Origin of the sequence: Streptomyces sp. NPDC088124 (assembly GCF_040685895.1) — a bacterium.
GTDB lineage: Bacteria > Actinomycetota > Actinomycetes > Streptomycetales > Streptomycetaceae > Streptomyces.
Genome location: NZ_JBFBJB010000016.1, coordinates 98,801 through 114,775 on the forward strand (window position 1 = coordinate 98,801; position 15,975 = coordinate 114,775).

Annotated in this window: 14 protein-coding genes; 12 read left to right on the forward strand and 2 right to left on the reverse strand. The window is 71.9% G+C overall.

Translation table 11 applies throughout. The annotated features are described in order from the left end of the window. The first annotated feature begins 84 nt into the window (after positions 1 to 84). The 11 genes from AB0P17_RS15600 to AB0P17_RS15650 all read left to right on the forward strand — a co-directional run bounded on the left by AB0P17_RS15600 (position 85) and on the right by AB0P17_RS15650 (position 13,468). On the forward strand, positions 85 to 4,620 hold the full coding sequence (locus AB0P17_RS15600; RefSeq protein WP_365811204.1) for a phage tail tape measure protein: 4,536 nt from the start codon (positions 85 to 87) through the stop codon (positions 4,618 to 4,620). Positions 4,621 to 4,629: 9 nt separating this feature from the next. Beyond that, the gene (locus AB0P17_RS15605) at positions 4,630 to 5,502 is read left to right on the forward strand and encodes a hypothetical protein (RefSeq protein WP_365811321.1); all 873 of its coding nucleotides are present in this window, start codon (positions 4,630 to 4,632) and stop codon (positions 5,500 to 5,502) included. Further along, complete coding sequence (locus AB0P17_RS15610; RefSeq protein ID WP_365811205.1) at positions 5,502 to 6,662, forward strand: phage tail protein; 1,161 nt, start codon at positions 5,502 to 5,504, stop codon at positions 6,660 to 6,662. The genes AB0P17_RS15605 and AB0P17_RS15610 overlap by 1 nt, the downstream gene beginning before the upstream one ends. Further along, the gene (locus AB0P17_RS15615; protein WP_365811207.1) at positions 6,659 to 7,603 is read left to right on the forward strand and encodes a hypothetical protein; all 945 of its coding nucleotides are present in this window, start codon (positions 6,659 to 6,661) and stop codon (positions 7,601 to 7,603) included. Before AB0P17_RS15610 ends, AB0P17_RS15615 begins: the two co-directional genes overlap by 4 nt. A 14-nt stretch (positions 7,604 to 7,617) precedes the next feature. After that, positions 7,618 to 8,235 (forward strand): hypothetical protein, encoded by a 618-nt coding sequence (locus AB0P17_RS15620; RefSeq protein ID WP_365811208.1) that lies wholly within the window; start codon positions 7,618 to 7,620, stop codon positions 8,233 to 8,235. Between the two features lie 3 nt (positions 8,236 to 8,238). Next, entirely contained in the window at positions 8,239 to 10,902 is a 2,664-nt protein-coding gene (locus AB0P17_RS15625; RefSeq protein ID WP_365811209.1) for a right-handed parallel beta-helix repeat-containing protein, read from the forward strand. A gap of 54 nt (positions 10,903 to 10,956) precedes the next feature. Then, complete coding sequence (locus AB0P17_RS15630) at positions 10,957 to 11,181, forward strand: hypothetical protein (protein ID WP_365811211.1); 225 nt, start codon at positions 10,957 to 10,959, stop codon at positions 11,179 to 11,181. Between the two features lie 2 nt (positions 11,182 to 11,183). Beyond that, entirely contained in the window at positions 11,184 to 12,083 is a 900-nt protein-coding gene (locus AB0P17_RS15635; RefSeq protein ID WP_365811213.1) for a peptidoglycan-binding protein, read from the forward strand. A 163-nt stretch (positions 12,084 to 12,246) separates the two neighbouring features. Further along, positions 12,247 to 12,447, forward strand: coding sequence for a hypothetical protein (locus AB0P17_RS15640; protein WP_365811214.1), 201 nt, complete (start codon positions 12,247 to 12,249; stop codon positions 12,445 to 12,447). A gap of 29 nt (positions 12,448 to 12,476) precedes the next feature. Further along, positions 12,477 to 12,776, forward strand: coding sequence for a hypothetical protein (locus AB0P17_RS15645; protein ID WP_365811215.1), 300 nt, complete (start codon positions 12,477 to 12,479; stop codon positions 12,774 to 12,776). Next, positions 12,773 to 13,468, forward strand: a complete 696-nt coding sequence (locus AB0P17_RS15650; RefSeq protein ID WP_365811217.1) for a collagen-like protein — start codon at positions 12,773 to 12,775, stop codon at positions 13,466 to 13,468. Before AB0P17_RS15645 ends, AB0P17_RS15650 begins: the two co-directional genes overlap by 4 nt. A 73-nt stretch (positions 13,469 to 13,541) precedes the next feature. Here the strand turns inward: AB0P17_RS15650 and AB0P17_RS15655 are convergent, their stop codons facing one another. Beyond that, positions 13,542 to 13,724, reverse strand: coding sequence for a hypothetical protein (locus tag AB0P17_RS15655; RefSeq protein WP_365811219.1), 183 nt, complete (start codon positions 13,722 to 13,724; stop codon positions 13,542 to 13,544). Positions 13,725 to 13,845: 121 nt separating this feature from the next. Here AB0P17_RS15655 and AB0P17_RS15660 point away from each other — a divergent pair, with 121 nt between their 5' ends. Then, complete coding sequence (locus tag AB0P17_RS15660; RefSeq protein WP_365811221.1) at positions 13,846 to 14,379, forward strand: NUDIX hydrolase; 534 nt, start codon at positions 13,846 to 13,848, stop codon at positions 14,377 to 14,379. Here the strand turns inward: AB0P17_RS15660 and AB0P17_RS15665 are convergent. Then, positions 14,376 to 15,692, reverse strand: a complete 1,317-nt coding sequence (locus AB0P17_RS15665) for a hypothetical protein (RefSeq protein ID WP_365811223.1) — start codon at positions 15,690 to 15,692, stop codon at positions 14,376 to 14,378. The genes AB0P17_RS15660 and AB0P17_RS15665 overlap by 4 nt on opposite strands. Positions 15,693 to 15,975 lie beyond the last annotated feature (283 nt).

Consider the following 15,975-nt stretch of genomic DNA (forward strand, 5'->3'; position numbering starts at 1 on the left):
ACGCCGGGCGGCAGCGCGGCGCAGCGCGATCGCCCGGGGCGAGATCACCTGACATCTGAACAGCGAGACCGACGGGGGTGCCCTGTGGCGAATGTGGGCTACGCGACTCTGCAGGTCATCCCCTCGGTGCGCGGTATCGGGGACGAGCTGCGCCGTCAGCTCGTCGCGCCGGCCGGTGACAGCGGGCAGCAGGCGGGCGACGCCGCGGGCGGCGGGTTCTCCGGCACGTTCAAGGGCGCCCTCGCCGCGACCGGTGTCGTCGCCATCGCCGCGGCGCTGGGCGCCCAGTTCATGGAGGGGTTCACCGCAGCCCTGGAGCAGACCGACACGAAGAACCTCCTGGCCGCGCGGCTGGGCTCCTCGGGGCCGGAGGCGAAGCGTCAGGGCGATGCGGTCGGGAAGCTGTTCACGTCCGGGGTGACGGAGAACTTCGAGCAGGGCGCCGAGGCCGTTCGGGAGGTCGTGCGCGGGGGCCTGGTTCCGCCGGACGCGACGGTCGCGCAGCTCGAGTCCATCGGCACGAAGATGACCGACGTCGCCAATGTGTTCGGCACGGACATGAACCTGCAGTCGCAGGCCGTGTCCGCGATCCTGAAGAACAAGCTTGCGCCCGACGCGACGTCCGCCCTGGATCTGATCACGGTCGGGTTCCAGAAGCTCGGGCCCAACGCGGACGACCTCCTCGAAACGTTCCAGGAGTATCCGGTCCAGCTCAAGAAGCTGGGCCTGGACGCGCAGACCTCCATGGGCCTGTTCCAGCAGGGCATGCAGGGCGGCGCCCGCGACACCGACATCGTCGCCGACGCCCTGAAAGAATTCGGCATCCGCAGCATCGACATGTCGCAGGGGTCGCAGGACGCCTACAAGGCCCTCGGGCTCAACGCGGAGACCATGTCCCTGCAGATCGCCAAGGGCGGCAAGGGTGCCTCGGACGGCCTGCAGACCGTCCTCGACAAGCTCCGCGATATCAAGGACCCGGTCGCCCGGGAGGCCGCCGCCGTCGGCCTGTTCGGCACCCAAGCAGAGGAACTCGGATCCAGCTTGTTCAAGTTGGATCCGGGCAAGGCCCGGTCCACGTTCGGGGACGTCGCCGGCGCGGCCGAGAACCTCGGCGAGACGCTGCGCAGCGGGCCCAGCTACCAGATCAAAGCGTTCACGCGGACGATGAAGCAGGGCCTGGTCGACTTCATCGGCGGCACCGTCCTGCCCGCCCTGTCACGGGCGGGGGGTGTGATCCGTACGGTCCTGGCCGGGCCGCTGCAGATCGTGCGCGGCGCCGTCACGGCGATGGGCGCGGCGTTCAAGGCAGGCGGCAACGACGTCACCTCCTCGGGTCTGGCGGGGGTGTTCGAGCGGATCGGGCTGTCCGCGCGCGTCCTGGTCGACGAGGTCGGCGGCGGGTTCCGTGCCATGTTCGCCGCGTTCAAGGCGGGCGGATCCGACGTCACCTCCAGTGGTTTCGCCGGGGTGATGGAGCGGATCGGGCTCGCCGCGCGCGGTGTGGCCGACCTGGTGCAGACTCGCCTCGTGCCCGCGCTGGCCGGGGTGGGGAACATGATCTCGACACGGCTGCTGCCCGCGGTCACCAGCCTGGTCGGCGGCGTACTGAGCACCGCCGCCGCATTGTTCGGGCGGATCGCGACCATCCTGATCGGCACCCTCTGGCCCGCGATCATCCGCGTCTACTCCGCGTTCATGGGCGCCCTGCAGCCCATCCTGCGGGCCGTCGCCGACTTCGTGATGCAGCGCGTCGTGCCGGCCGTGCAGATGATCGGCGCCAAGTTGTCCGAGCTGGTGGCCCGGGCGCAGCCGGTGATCTCCGTGGTGACGTCCGTGGTGTCCTGGCTCGGGCAGATGGCCGCCGCGGTGACCGGGTTCGTGGTGCCGGTCCTGCTCCGACTGGCCGGGCCGATCTTCTCGACGGTGTTCTCCATCCTCGGCATGGCGATCGGCTTCATCGGAGGCGTGATCGGCGCTGTCGTGACCTTCGGCCGGGCGGTCGGTACTGTCGCCGGTGCCGTCGGATCGGCGTTCATGTGGCTGTGGAACAGCGCCATCGGCCCGGCGATGTCCGGGATCCGTACGGCCATCACGGTGGCCTGGTCCATCATCCGCCCCGTCCTCGAGGTCGGCGCGGCCGTCGTCCGCAAGAGCCTGGGGCTCGCGTTCTCCTGGCTCTACAACAGCGTTGTCAAGCCGGTGTGGAACAACATCAAGACGGCGATCAGTACGGCGTGGGGTGTGGTCCGGCCCGTCCTGGCGGCCGTGGCCGGGTTCCTCCGCGGCACCGTCGGCGCCGCGTTCTCCTGGCTGTACAACTCGATCGTCAAGCCGGTGTGGAACGGCATCAAGTCGACGATCAGCGGGGTCTGGAACAACGGCCTGAAGCCCGTCTTCGACCGGCTCAAGTCCACGGTCGGCACGATCGGCGGCAGCTTCCGCACGGCCAAGGACGCCGTGGCCAAGGCGTGGGCGGGCATCCGGGACGCCGCCAAGGGCCCCGTGAATTTCGTGCTCGGGACGGTGTGGAACGACGGCCTCCTGCGCGCCTGGAACGCCATCGCGGGCTGGGTCGGGCTCGACGAACACAAGCTGAAGAAGGTCAAGCTCCTCGCCCGCGGCGGCACGGTCGGTACGGAGCCGGGGATCTACAACCGGCCGACCGCGATCGTCGGCGAGGGCAACCCGCGCCACCCCGAGTACGTCATCCCGACCGACCCGAAGTACCGGGCGCGGGCGCTCGCCCTGCACGCCGCGGCGGGCACCCAGCTCCTCGCGGGCGGCGGCGTCATCGGCACGGTCAAGGACTGGGGCTCCAAGGCCATCGACAAGGTCTCCGGCGTGGTGTCCGGGGCGGTCGACTTCCTGACCGACCCCGGCAAGGCCATGGGGAAGCTGTTCCGGCCGATCCTCGACAAGCTCGCCGGGATCACCGGCGGGAAATGGGGCAAGGCCATTTCCCGCGTGCCGCACCTGGCGGTCGACGGCATCAAGTCGATGGTGACGAAGCTGATCGGCGAAGGCGCCGGAGCGGGCGGGGACGTCGGCGGGTCGGGCGTACAGCGGTGGGCGCCGGTGGTCCTGCAGGCGCTGCGCATGGTGGGGCAGCCCGCGTCCCTCCTGCAGACCGTCCTGCGCCGCATGAACCAGGAGAGCGGGGGCAACCCGCGGGCGATCAACCTGTGGGACTCCAACGCGAAGGCCGGCATCCCCAGCAAGGGGTTGATGCAGACCATCGACCCGACGTTCAACGCCTACGCGGGCGCGCTGCGCGGCCGCGGGGTGTGGGACCCGCTCGCCAACATCTACGCGAGCATGCGCTACGCCCTCTCCCGGTACGGGTCGCTCGCCGCGGCGTACAACCGGCCGGGCGGGTACGCGAACGGGGGGAACCCGAAGCCGGGTGAGACGTTCTGGGTCGGCGAGCGGGGCCCCGAGCTGATGCGGCTGGGCAGCAACGGCGCGACGATCTGGGACTCGGCGACGTCGATGAGCATGGCGGCGGGACTCGGACCGCTGCGGGGGTTCGCCAAGGGCACCACCTCGGCGGCGAAGGCCCGGGCGGCGCGGGAGGCCGAGGCGCGGCGTGCCGCGGCCGCGCTCAAGCGCTCGCAGGCCAAGGCGAAGAGCGAGCTGCCCGACGATCTGACCGCGTTCCGCAAGGCATTGACGGGCAGTTCGTCGGACATCGCCAAGGCGGCGGCCGCGCTGACGAAGGATTTGAAGGCGGCTGGCGGGGCCGGGGTCGGGCTGGCCAAGTCGACGGACAAGGCCGCCTCCAAGCTGCAGCAGATGGCCGGTCAGCGGGACGCCGTCAGAGCCAAGGTCAGCGAGGCGAAGGCGTACGCGGGCGAGCAGACCAAGGCGATCAACGACCTCATCGGACTCGCGCAGTTCGGGGAGGCCGGGTCGATCGGTGAGCTCCTCGCCGGGATCGCCGGCAAGCAGTCCACCGTGCGCGCGTTTCAGACGGCGATCGGGACCGCGCAGAAGAAGGGGGCGTCGAAGGACGTCATCTCGCAGCTGGCCGGGATGGGTGCGGACAGCAAGCTCGCCGGCCTCGTCGCCAACGCGTCGATCAACGACGTGAAGGCGCTCAACTCCCTCGTGGCGCAGGGCGGGAAGCTCTCGTCGTCGTACGGCCGGAACATGGCCGACTTCATGTTCGACGCGGGCAAGGACGCCGGTAAGGGGTTCCTGACCGGGCTCCTCGGCCAGGAGAAGGCGATCCAGGCCGCCATGATCAAGCTGGGCAATGCGGCGATCTCGGCGATCCGCGGCAAGAAAGGCCTCAACGCCCGCAGCCCCGCACGGGCGTTGATTCCGACGGGGCGGGACGCGGGGGCCGGGCTGGTCGTCGGTATGGACTCCACCGCCGCGGCGGTCGCGGCCGCCGCGGTGCGCATGGCGGACGCCGCCGTCCCGGCCGGCCGGATCGAGCCGGCCATGGCCGCACCGTCCGGGATGACCGCGGCCGCAGGCCTGCAGGGCGGGCAGCGCGTCCGCCTGGTCGTGCAGGGCCGGGAGTTCGAGGCGTATGTCGAGGAGCTCGCCGACGAGCGAACCGCGGTCGCACTGACCGCGGCCAGGCGCCGCTACACCTCCAGCAGAAAGGGATAGCCCGTGCCGATGATCGTGGACCCCGGTGCGCCGGAGGTCACCCCGCCCGTCGTGGTCACCAGCCCGGACGGCTGGCTCCGCGCCACCGTCGACGAGCTGCACGCCGGCGTCGTCTTGTCCGTCAACTACACCGCGAGTACGCCGCTGCCGGGGGTGGCGGGGGTCCGCAAGGTCCGCATCATGAGGAAGGACACCGCTGCTCCGGTGGCGGTGCCGGTGCGGTCCGCGGACACCGCGTGGGCGGTCGGCGGCGCCGGCAGCGCCTACGACCACGAAGCCCCGTTGGGCATCCCCGTCATCTACACCGCCGTCCCGCTGTTCGAGGACGGGACCAGCGGGCCGTCCTCGTCGCTCGCACTCACGGTGCCCGCCCCGGCACCGCCGGCCGACGTGTGGATCAAGTCCCTGGACGAGCCGGGGCTGTCGGCCCGGGTCACCGTCCTGGCCTGGCCCGCCCTGAAGTGGAGCTCGCGTATCGACACCGCCGAGGTCGAAGGGTCGCCGTTTCCGGCGGCCGCGCAGGACGTCTACGGCGCCGCCGGCAGCTCCATCACGATCGACGCGGAGGGCGAGGAGATAGCGGCACTGGAGCGACTGCTCACCACGCCGGGGGTGCGGCTGATCCAGACCGGCCCGGCCAGCCACCGCACCGACCAGTACGTCCTGTTCTCCGACCCGGAGCAGACCCTGGACGGGGCACCGGACGCGTCACGCACCTACAGCGCCGGGGTCCTGCAGGTCGCCCGGCCGGCCACCGCCGGACAGCCCCTGCGCATCCCCGGCTGGTCCTTCAACGCGCTGGCCGAAGCGTTCGAGACGTTCGACGCGGTCACCGCCTCGTACTCCTCGTTCGCGTCGCTCGCCGTCAACGGGGCCCTGTGATGCTGCCGATCCCGGGGGCGGCGCTGGAGGCCCTGGCGGGCGCGTGCGGGCGCCCGGTCCGCGCCGAGTGGTCGAACGACGGCGGGCAGACCTGGACGGCGTGCGGGGTGGCCGGGGGCTCGGCGAGCATCACTGCGGACCGTACGGCGGAGGTCCGCTACACCGCGGCGGCGACCCTGACCGGTGTCGGCCTCGGCACCGACGGCATCAACCCCATCTCCACCAACGTGCGCCTGTGGCAGGGGATCCAGGCGGCGCGGAGCCGCCCCGTGTGGATCCCCGCCGGCCGCTACACCGCCGCCCGGCCCCGCAAGGGACGCACCGGAATCACGGTCGAGCTCAACGGCCTCGAGGACGAGATCCGGGCGGCCGGCTTCCCGAGCACACGGACCATCGGCCCGGACCCCGCCCGCGCCCTGGTCACCGAACTCGTCGGGGAAGCCCTGCCAGGGATCCCGGTGGCGTGGCGGCCCGGCATCAACCCCGACGCCCAGGTCCCGCAACTCGTCGCAACGGAGGACCGGTGGGCCGTCCTGAGCTCCGGCCGCGACGAGGCCGGCGCGGCGACGGGGATCGCGGCGGCGCTGGCCGGGGAGATCTGGGCGGACGCCCGCGGCATCATCACCCTCGGCCCCGTCCCCACCCTGGCCGACGAGGTGGTGTGGCGGGTGGGCCGGGGCCCGGGCGGCGTCCTGGTCCAGCCCCAGCCCCAAGCATCGGCCGAGGGGCTCGCGAACCTGTGGGTCGTCTCCGGTGACGCCGGCAGCGGCGCCCCCGTCATCGGCCCCGTCTACGCCTGGGACGACGACCCCGCCTCCCTCACCTACGCCGGCCCCGACCCGGTGACCGACCCCCTCGCGCCGCAGCGGCTGGGGCTGCTGCGGGTGCGGGTGCGGGTGGGTCGCTACGCGTCCAGCCTGATCACCAGCATCGGCCAGGCCGAAGAGATCGCCCGCGCGAAACTCGCCGACTCGCTCGGCGTGCAGTCGACGCTCTCCCTGACCGCCGTGTGCAACCCGGCCCTGGAGGCCGGCGACGTCATCGAGGCCGAGGTCGAGCCGGGGGTGTGGGAACGGCACCTGGTCGACTCCCTCTCCTACACCCTCGGCGCGGCCTCCATGTCCCTGTCCACCCGCACCACCACCCGGAGGCTCACATGACCGGCACCACCGGCGGCGCGGCCGGTGCAGCGGGTGAGTTCGGGGACGCGCTCGCCCAAGGTTCCGGACCGCCCGGCATGACCACCGTCTCCGGACAGGTCGTCGACAAGACCGAGAACGGCGTCAACATCAGGGTGGGGGACGCGCTCCTCCTGGACGTCGCCTGCCGCGACTCCTACCGCGACCGGCGCCCCGGAGACTGGGTCGCCGTCCGCCTCGGCGCCGTCCCCGTGGTCGAGGGCCGCCTCGGCCCCGACCCCGCGGACACGGACGCCGACCGGATCCGGCAGATCGCCGTCGACGCCGCCCAGGACCTGATCGCCATCAGCGCCTACACCTGGGGCACCGCAGCACCCGGCGCCGAATACCAGCAGGTCACCACCCTCTGGACGAAGAAAGACCCGAACGGGGTGGGCGTGCTGTACGCGCAGATCGGCAGCGCGGACACCTCACCCACCCCGCCGCCGACCCGCCCGCCCAAGACCGTGACCATCTCGCCGTCGGACGCCGGGTCGTGGCGCGCCGGCCGGCCGGACGAGTACGCGCAGAACCCGACCCAGGGCGACTGGACAGGCGGCGGAAACCGGAGGGGCGCCTGGTTCTACGGGACGTCGATCGCCGCCGCCTGCTCGGGCAAGACGGTCTCCTCGATGCGGGTGCAGTTCACGCGGCGCCGCGGCTCCGGCGTCAACGCAGGCCGCCCCATGCACCTGTACCTGCACGGCTACACCTCCGCGCCCTCCGGACAACTCAACCTGGGTGACGGGCCGGAGGAACTGCTCACGCTGTCCGTGGGAGCGACCGGCACGGCGACCCTGCCCGCCTCCTGGCGGACCGCCCTCGCCTCCGGGAGCGCCCGGGGCCTGGCCGTCTACGCCCAGGGCCGCGGCGACTACGCGTCGTTCACCGGCGGCCGGATCACCATCACCTTCTCCGCATAGGGAGCGAGCCCCTCATGACCATCGGCTACGCCGAACTGCCCATCCCCGAAGGGCTGGACGGACCCGACGTCCCCGCCAAGGTCGCCGACCTGGCGGAGGCCATCGACCCGCACCTGTGGCAAGACGCGATCGACCTGGCGGACCGGAACGCGCGGTACGCGGGCGCGCCCGCGCTGACCGTCGTACGGGCCCTGGACGGCTCCGTCTGGCTCAAGACGTCCAGCGTGTCCAACACGTGGGCGACGGTCTACGAGCCGCTGCCGCCGTGGCGGACGCTGTCCCTGCTGGCCGCCTATCAGCCCGGCACGCTGCTGCCGCAGGTCCGGGTGATCGGACAGCGGGTCCACACCCGCGGGCGGATCGTCCGCGTCGACGGCGGACTCATCGTCGGCACCAACGGCGTCCAGGTCGGGACCCTGCCGGACGACGCGATCCCCACGCAGGCGTCCGCGGCAGACGCCTACTACTCCCTCACCGGTCCTCCGCTGATCGGCGCCGGCCGCTACGAAGCCTGGTCGGTGAACGAATCCGCGCCCGGCGGGATCGTCTTCTTCAGCCAGGACGGCGCCCAGGAGGGCGGCACCGTCGGCTGCGTGTGGATCGACATCTCCGGCTCCTACTGGAAGGACTGACCGATGGCGCTCTACACCTACGGCGGCACCCCCTCCGACGTCCTCACCACCACCAGCGGCGACGTCGTCCCCAACCGCGCCGTCAACGTACGCGTCGCCGGGACCGGTGAACTCGTCACGGCGATCTATGAGGCGGACGGTGTCACGCCGATCGGGCAGCTCCGCTCCAACCCGGCGTCCAGCTCGGCGCCCGGGGCCATCCGTACGTTCAGGGTCGACAGCGTGACCGCGATCGAGTACGAGCACCTGGACGGCGCCGGGAACCCCGTGCGCTGGTACCAGGCCGCCCGCGAAGCCGCGACCGGCGCCCTCGAGCAGATCGAGGGCAAGTTCGACAAGGCCGGCGGCACTCTCACCGGCAAGGCGCAGGTGTCGGTCGCGACGCCGTCAACGGTCGCCCTGGCAGCGTTCGTCACCGGGGACGGCTTCGACCGGTGGCGGCTGACCGCCGACGGGAAGCAAGCGTGGGGACCGGGCAACGCCGCCCGTGACGTCACCCTGGAGCGGACCGGGCCCGGTGTCCTGTCCCTCTCCGGCACGCTGAAAGCCGACCAGGTCGACCTGTCCGGGCAGCGCGTCTACAACGCCCTCGCCTACGGCGCGAAGGGCACCGGGATCGTCGACGACGCGCCCGCCATCCAGGCCGCCCTCGACGCCGCGTACGCGGCCGGCGGCGGCATCGTCCTCCTCCCCGGCGGACTCACTTACGGCGTCGGCACGTTCCTCGTCGTCAAGGCCAAGACCACGGTGTGGGCGTACGGGGCAACCATCCGGTCCATCCACGCCAACCGCGGCGTGCTCCGCAACTTCATGCCCGACGACAGCTTCACCGCCTTCAACGGGCACTCCCGCATCGCGATCTATGGCGGCATATGGGACGGGAACGCGTCCGACGGCGCCGGGTCCGGCCTGGTCACCGGCACCACGAATATCGCCTGCTTCATCCACTGCCGGGACGTCCTGGTGCGCGACGCCGTGTTCCTCGACACGTCCAGCGCGCATGCGTTGGAGTTCAACGCGGTCGACGGCGCGCAGACCCTGAACTGCCGCTTCGAGGGCTTCCGGGACAACTCGGGGAACGGGTCCCGACTCTCTTCCGAGGCGATCCAGATCGACCTCGCCAAGTCCGGCAGCAGCAGCATCCCGGCCTACGACGGGACCCCGTGCCGCAACGTCCTGATCTCCGGCTGCTGGTTCGGGCCGTCCGCGCGCCTCGGCGCTTTCGGCCGGGCGATCGGCTCCCACGCGGATTCCCCCGGCCAGTACTTCGAGAACATCGTCATCCGCGACAACGTCATCGAAGGCGCCCTGGAGGTGGGGATCCAGGGATGGTGCTGGCGGCGCGCGGTCATCAGCGGCAACATCATCCGGAGCACGGCGAACAGCGGGATCTACGTGTCGGTGCCGTCCCCCGGCACGGTCTACACCTCCTACGGCATCACCATCAGCGACAACGTCATCGAGGGCGCCCAGGCCGACTCGGGAATCCGGGTCCTCGGCTACGACACCGCCCCGATCACCGACGTCGTCATCACCGGCAACACGATCCGGGGGGCGGCCGGCACGACGGCGAACGGGGTCCAGGCCCAGGGAACGCCGGGGGTTGTCGTCGCCGGGAACCTCGTCGACGGCGTGCAGTCGACGGGGATCTTCCCGCAGTACTCGGACGGCGCCAGCCTCACCGGGAACACGGTCCGGGGCACGTCTTCCAACGGGATCAACGTGGCGGGATGCACGGCCGCATCGGTCACGGACAACGTGGTCGACACGACCGGCAGCAACCACGGCGTGGTCATCGGCGGCGGCACCGACGGCCGGAACGGGCCCGGCGCGCTGGTGTCCGGCAACCGGGTCCGCGCGGCATCCGTCGCGGGGATCCGTGTCTCCCAGGCCGGATGCCACATCACCGGCAACAAGGTGATGAAGGGCTCAGGGACGACAGCGAACGGGGTGTCGCTGACGTCGACGGCGACGGACTGCACGATCGTCAACAACGACCTCTCCGGCAACGCCTGGGCGACCGCCACGGCGATCGTCACGTCGACGGCCGCGCCGGTCACCGGCCCCGGCGGCATGACCGCCCTGCCCGGCTCGAATGTGGTCGACCAGGACCTGACGCCCCTGCCTGCGCTGGAGGCCGCGATCTCCCCGGCTGGCCGTTACGAGACCACCTCGCGGCTGCGCTGCGGCGGCGAGTCCCAGCCCTCCACCGGCTGGCTCTACCTCGTCCCGATCTGGCTCCCCAAGGGCCTCACGGTCGCCAACTTGACGTTCGTCTCGGGCAACACCGCGGCGGCCGGGCTCACGAACCAGTGGTTCACGCTCCACAACTCGGCCAGGGTCGCGCTCGCCCGTACGGCGGACGCCACCACCGCGGCGTGGGCGGCGGCCACCGCGAAGACGTTGAACATCGCTCAGGCCACGGGCGGGACGGCGTCCTCGTACACCACCACGTACGCGGGGCTCCATTACCTCGGCGTCATGATCGCCGGAACAACCCCGCCGTCCCTCGCGGGAGAGGGCCGGCTCATCGCGGGCGGAGCCGCCGCGCCCGGCCTCGGCGCGACGAACTCCGGCCAGACCGCCCCGCCCACCGTCACCAGCGGCGCGTTCACCGCCGCGGCGTTCAGCGGCGCGGCCATCCTCGCCTACGCCTACACCGGCTGACCCCCAACCCCGCGCCGCACCGGCCCGGGGCTCTCCGATGCCCAAGGAGGGCACATGTCCTACAACCTGGACCTCACGAACCGGTTCACCTACCACCCGCCCGTCGGCGACCAGGCCGAGCAGTACGAGCAGATCCGCGCTGGGGCCCTCACGTTCGCCCAGCTGCTCGCCGAGCTCTGCCCGTCGTCGCCCGAGCTGACGCGCGCCATCAACGCCGTCGACGAGGCGGTCATGCTCGGCAACGCGGCGATCGCCCGGCACGAGCGGACGGAGGGCTGACCATGGCCACACCGCTTGCCCCCGAGAGACTCCTCGCCTCGCTGCGCGCCGAGGGTGTGAAGGTTCAGGAGGTCGGCTCCTGGCATACGCACAACCGCAACCACAAGGGGACCTGGGGCCCGGTGAACGGCGTGATGATCCACCACACCGTCACGGTGGACACCGCAGCCTCCGTAGGGCTCTGCCGCGACGGATACGCGGTGCTGCCGGGGCCGCTGTGCCACGGCGTCATCGACAAGACCGGCACCGTCCACCTGGTCGGCCACGGCCGCGCCAACCACGCGGGCGGCGGCGACCCGCAGGTCCTCGCGCGGGTGATCGCGGAGGACTACGGCGACCGGCCGCCCGCGCCCCGCTACCACGAGGGCAGCCCCGGCGCGGCCGACGGGAACGCCCGGTTCTACGGGTTCGAGTGCGTCAACCTCGGTGACGGGAAGGACCCGTGGCCGGCCGCGCAGCTCGACGCGATCGAGCGTGCGTCGGCCGCGATCTGCCGGGCGCACGGCTGGAGTGCCCGCTCCGTCATCGGACACAGCGAGTGGTCGGACTGGAAGATCGACCCCCGCGGCTTCACGATGCCCGACCTGCGCGGGCGGATCGCCACGCGGCTCGGCTCGGCTGCCGCGCCGAAACCGCCGTCGCCCAAACCACCGGTGTACGAGCCGTTCCCCGGGGCCGCGTTCTTCGCGGCCGACCGCCGCAGCGCCATCGTCACCGCCATGGGCCGCCGCCTGGTGGCGGAAGGCTGCGGCCGGTACAAGGTCGGGCCGGGCCCCGCCTGGTCGGAGGCCGACCGGCAGTCCTACGCCGCGTGGCAGCGCAAGCTCGGCTTCTCGGGCAGCGACGCCGACGGCATCCCCGGCAAGGCCTCGTGGGACCGGCTCAAGGTGCCCAACGTCTGAGGGGAGTTGCTGTGTCCGTAGACCCGGAGGCTGATCCGAGCCTCGCCCACCGCCTGCCGGACCCGAAGGCGTGGGAAGTGATCAGCGCTCTGCTCGCTGCCCGCGCGAAGAACCGCCCTGTGCTCCCTGCCACGTTCCGGGGGCCCAACTGGAAGAAGGAATCATGAGGATCAGCAGCGCCGCCAAGGCCCTCGTCGCCAGTCTCGCCGCCGGTGCGACCGCCGCGGCCACGGCCGTCCAGGACGGGATGTTCACGACCGGGGAGGCCGTCACCACCGTGCTCGCCGTCCTCGGCGCCCTGGGCATCACCTACGCCGTGCCCAACCGTCCGGCCGACTCGGTCACCCCCGACCGGGGACTCTGACCTGACCGCATAGTGCGCTGGAGGACCGTGTGGATGCTGCGATGCTCACCGCGCTGGGTGCACTGCTGGCCTCGCCGGTAGCAGCCGCAGCAGCCATCTACGGCTCCCGGGGCGCTAACCGCGCGTCCCGGGAGGGCACAGTTTTGAACGGATACGACAGCCTGACCGCGCGGCTCACCGCCGAGCGGGACAAGGCCGAGGCCGACCAGGCCGCCGCCGAGGCGCGGGAGACCGCGCTGCGGGCAGAGTTGGAATCGCGCGAGGCCGCGTTGCGGGCGGAGATCGCCCGGCTGCGGCTGCTGGTGACTTCCCTGGGGGGTACGCCGTGACGCGCACGCAGCGGATCCTCTACCAGCGGCGCTACCTGCTGTGGATCACGGCCGCGCTCCTTGCCCTCGGCGGCGGCCTCGCCGTGGCGTTTCTTCAGATCGGCCGCGCCGAGGCCCGCGCCGGAGACCTCGCAACCGAGGCGGACCGGCGGGGCGACGCGGTCAGCACTCTCGCCGGCGACGTCCGCACCCTCAGAGCACAGATCCGGGCCCGCGGGGAAACCCCGGCCGCCCCCGACCCGGCGCAGGCAATAGAGGACCTGCCCGCGCGGGCCGAGGTGCCCGTACCGATCCCCGGCCCGCCGGGACCGGCCGGGAAGGATGGCGTGGGCAAGGACGGCGAGGACGGGAAGGACGGCCGCAACGGGAAGGACGGGGCGACGCCGTCACCGGTCCCCGGACCGTCCGGCGCGGAGGGGCGGCCCGGTGCCGACTCCGCCGTTCCCGGGCCGGCCGGGCACGCCGGTCCTGCTGGGCCCGCCGGTCCGCCGGGGCCAGCGGGCAAGGACGGCCGCGACGGCAAGGACGGCGCGCCCGGCCAGACCTGCCCGGTCGGCTACACCCTCCAGCCACCGCCAGGTGATCCCGACGCCCTGGTCTGCCGACGCACCAGCACCACCCCCGAGACTCCCGACAGCCCCTCACCCAGCCCGACCGTCCTCGGCCTCCCACCCGAACGCCGACGCCCCTGAACGCACGAAGGCGCCCCTCCGCCCCGGCTACGGCCAGGGATGGAGGGGCGCCTTCGTCATGCCCGGGCGGGGGCTACGCGGCCATCTCGCCCTCGGTACGGACGGCTGCGGCCCACTCCGTCAGCAACTCCTTGTACCGGGCGCGGTCGTCCTCGCTGAGGGATCCGCCGGTGCGGGCCCACAGGGCGCGAATCTCCGCGTTCACCGCGGCGGCAGGACGCATCGCGGGCCCGAGGGCCCGAGGAGAGGAGGACATGCGCTCAGCATATGGACTACACCACTCGGCAGCGCCGCCCGCGCGATGTGGAGAGCCTCACAGGAACCACACTCACCGGCCTGTGACACCCTGTCTGATCATCCTGATATGGAGGCAGCCGGTGAGCGAATGGACTGTGCACGGGTCCCGCACCATCTACACCAGCCCGTGGGTCGAGCTGGACCTGGTCGACGTGGAGCCTCCCGGGCAGGCGCGGTACGAGCACCACTTGATCAAGCTCGCCCCCGTGGCCGCGACCGTGGTGGTCAATGATCAGGACGAGGTGCTGCTGATGTGGCGGCACCGGTTCGCGACCGCTACATGGAACTGGGAGGTTCCCTCAGGCATCGTGGAGGCCGGCGAGGGCCTGGCCGTCGCCGCCGCGCGCGAGGTGCTGGAGGAAACCGGATACCAGGTCGACGCGAGCGCACTGGAGCCGCTCGCGTACAACCAGCCCATCGGCGGCATGTCCACCGCCGAACATCACGTCTTCCTCGCCCGCGATGCGGTACGCGTCGCCGACCCGGTCGACACCCACGAAGCGGACCGCATCGAATGGCACGCCCTCGACCAGGTACAGCAGATGATCGATGACCGGCAGATCGTCGCCGGCGTCGCCGTCACCGGGCTGCTCCAGCTGCTCGCCCGCCGCTAGCCCGCGGTGAGCTCCGGCCGCGCGCTGGTCTCGACGAGCTCGCGCAGGTCCCGCACCGGAGCCGCGGCCGCCGCACGCGGAGGAACGGCCGCCAGGAGATCCCGGGCGCGGGAGATGACGATGCCGGTCCGGTGCTCGCGCGGGAGGCCGAGCAGGAGCATCTCCGTTTCACGGCACGCCACCGAGATTTCGCCCACTCCCAGCAGGCACGTGGCCTCATCCATCGCGATCAGTGCACGGTCCAGGTGCTCATCCGGGCCGTAGCGCTCCCGGGCGGCCTGCAGCGCGGCCTGGGCACGCCGGGTGTCGCCGAGCGTCGTCCACATACTGCCGCCGTGCCACATCAGCTGCCGCTCGGTGTAGCCGTACGCGGTATCGGCCGTGTCCGTCGGCGTCAGTCGAGTGAACGCCCGCTCTGCCATGGCCATTGCCTCCTGGGCCTCGCGGTGCCGGCCCATGCGGGCAAGGGCCCTCGCCTCGAGACTGGGCGCCCATGCCGCGGTGGCGCACACCGCTGATCCGGCGAGGAGCCGGGCCCTCTCCGCCAGGGCGAGGGCGGCTGCCGGCGCCCCGAAGTAGAACGGGATCACCGCCTCCCTGGCCAAGAGCCAGGCGCGCAGCGCCCGGTCGTTGGTCTCCTCGGCGAGCAACTGGCCGAGGTGATACCACTGCCGGGCCTCACGGTGCTCTCCGAGGGCAACGAGCGCGATTCCCGCGGTACCGGCGAGCTGCGCTCCGATCCGGCACAGGCGAGCACGAACGTCGGTCGGCTGCCGCTGCTCCAACAATGCCCGGAGCTCGAGGAGGTCGGTGATGCTGGCCGCGAGAATCTCGGACGGCGGGGTGATCTGGTAGGCGTGCCCGTACTCGGCCGCCTGCCGCTCCCACTGGTCGATCGTGGTCTCCGCTATCGGGGTTGCGAGGATCGTGGTCATGCTCCGGCGTACGGAAGCGAGGGCCGCAAGGGCGGTGCTCGTTGGCGGCATGGATGTCAGACCAACCGGGGCCTCGGCTGGACCGACCGGAGACGGCGTCTCGACGGACGGCACGTTGGCTGGCGCCGTCTCGTCGGGCGGAGTGTAGTCCCGGCCGTACCCGAGGCGGTCCGGCCGTGTCTGGTACAGCTGACACAGCGCGTCCATGTTCACCTGCCCCGGCCGGCCCTTTCCCGTCTCCCAGGCGGACAGCTGCTGGACCGTCACGCGGGCCCCGAGTTGCGCCAGCCGCTCCCGGGCGCCCTCGAGCGTGTCGGGCAGAGCGAGCCGGTGAGCCTGGAGCAGCGTGCAGTCCGCTTGCTCTGCGATGCGGGCCACGAGGGTCCACCGTGTCCAGTGCTCGGCTTCCGCCCTCGTGATGAGAGTGCGGGCGAGTTGCCGCTTCGAGTCGCTACGCATCTCAACTCCGTCCGTTACGCCCACGGTAAGCGCACCTCGGCAAGGGCGGGGCTGGCTTTCATCCGCTCGGTATGACGTGTGGCCGCGTACTTCATACCCGCGGGATGAAGCGCTGCCAGTTTCGTACTGAGAGTGCCAATGCGAATTCAGACGGCCAGCGGCACCTTGGAGTTGCCCAGCCCGTACCGTCTGGAGCCGACCA

Bases quoted from the DNA above. Each gene is read 5' to 3' on its own strand.
- AB0P17_RS15635 (WP_365811213.1), top strand. From the start codon at position 11,184: ATGGCCACACCGCTTGCCCCCGAGAGACTCCTCGCCTCGCTGCGCGCC.
- AB0P17_RS15615 (WP_365811207.1), top strand. From the start codon at position 6,659: ATGACCGGCACCACCGGCGGCGCGGCCGGTGCAGCGGGTGAGTTCGGG.
- AB0P17_RS15620 (WP_365811208.1), top strand. From the start codon at position 7,618: ATGACCATCGGCTACGCCGAACTGCCCATCCCCGAAGGGCTGGACGGA.
- AB0P17_RS15655 (WP_365811219.1), bottom strand. From the start codon at position 13,724: ATGTCCTCCTCTCCTCGGGCCCTCGGGCCCGCGATGCGTCCTGCCGCC.
- AB0P17_RS15640 (WP_365811214.1), top strand. From the start codon at position 12,247: ATGAGGATCAGCAGCGCCGCCAAGGCCCTCGTCGCCAGTCTCGCCGCC.
- AB0P17_RS15630 (WP_365811211.1), top strand. From the start codon at position 10,957: ATGTCCTACAACCTGGACCTCACGAACCGGTTCACCTACCACCCGCCC.
- AB0P17_RS15625 (WP_365811209.1), top strand. From the start codon at position 8,239: ATGGCGCTCTACACCTACGGCGGCACCCCCTCCGACGTCCTCACCACC.
- AB0P17_RS15610 (WP_365811205.1), top strand. From the start codon at position 5,502: ATGCTGCCGATCCCGGGGGCGGCGCTGGAGGCCCTGGCGGGCGCGTGC.
- AB0P17_RS15605 (WP_365811321.1), top strand. From the start codon at position 4,630: ATGATCGTGGACCCCGGTGCGCCGGAGGTCACCCCGCCCGTCGTGGTC.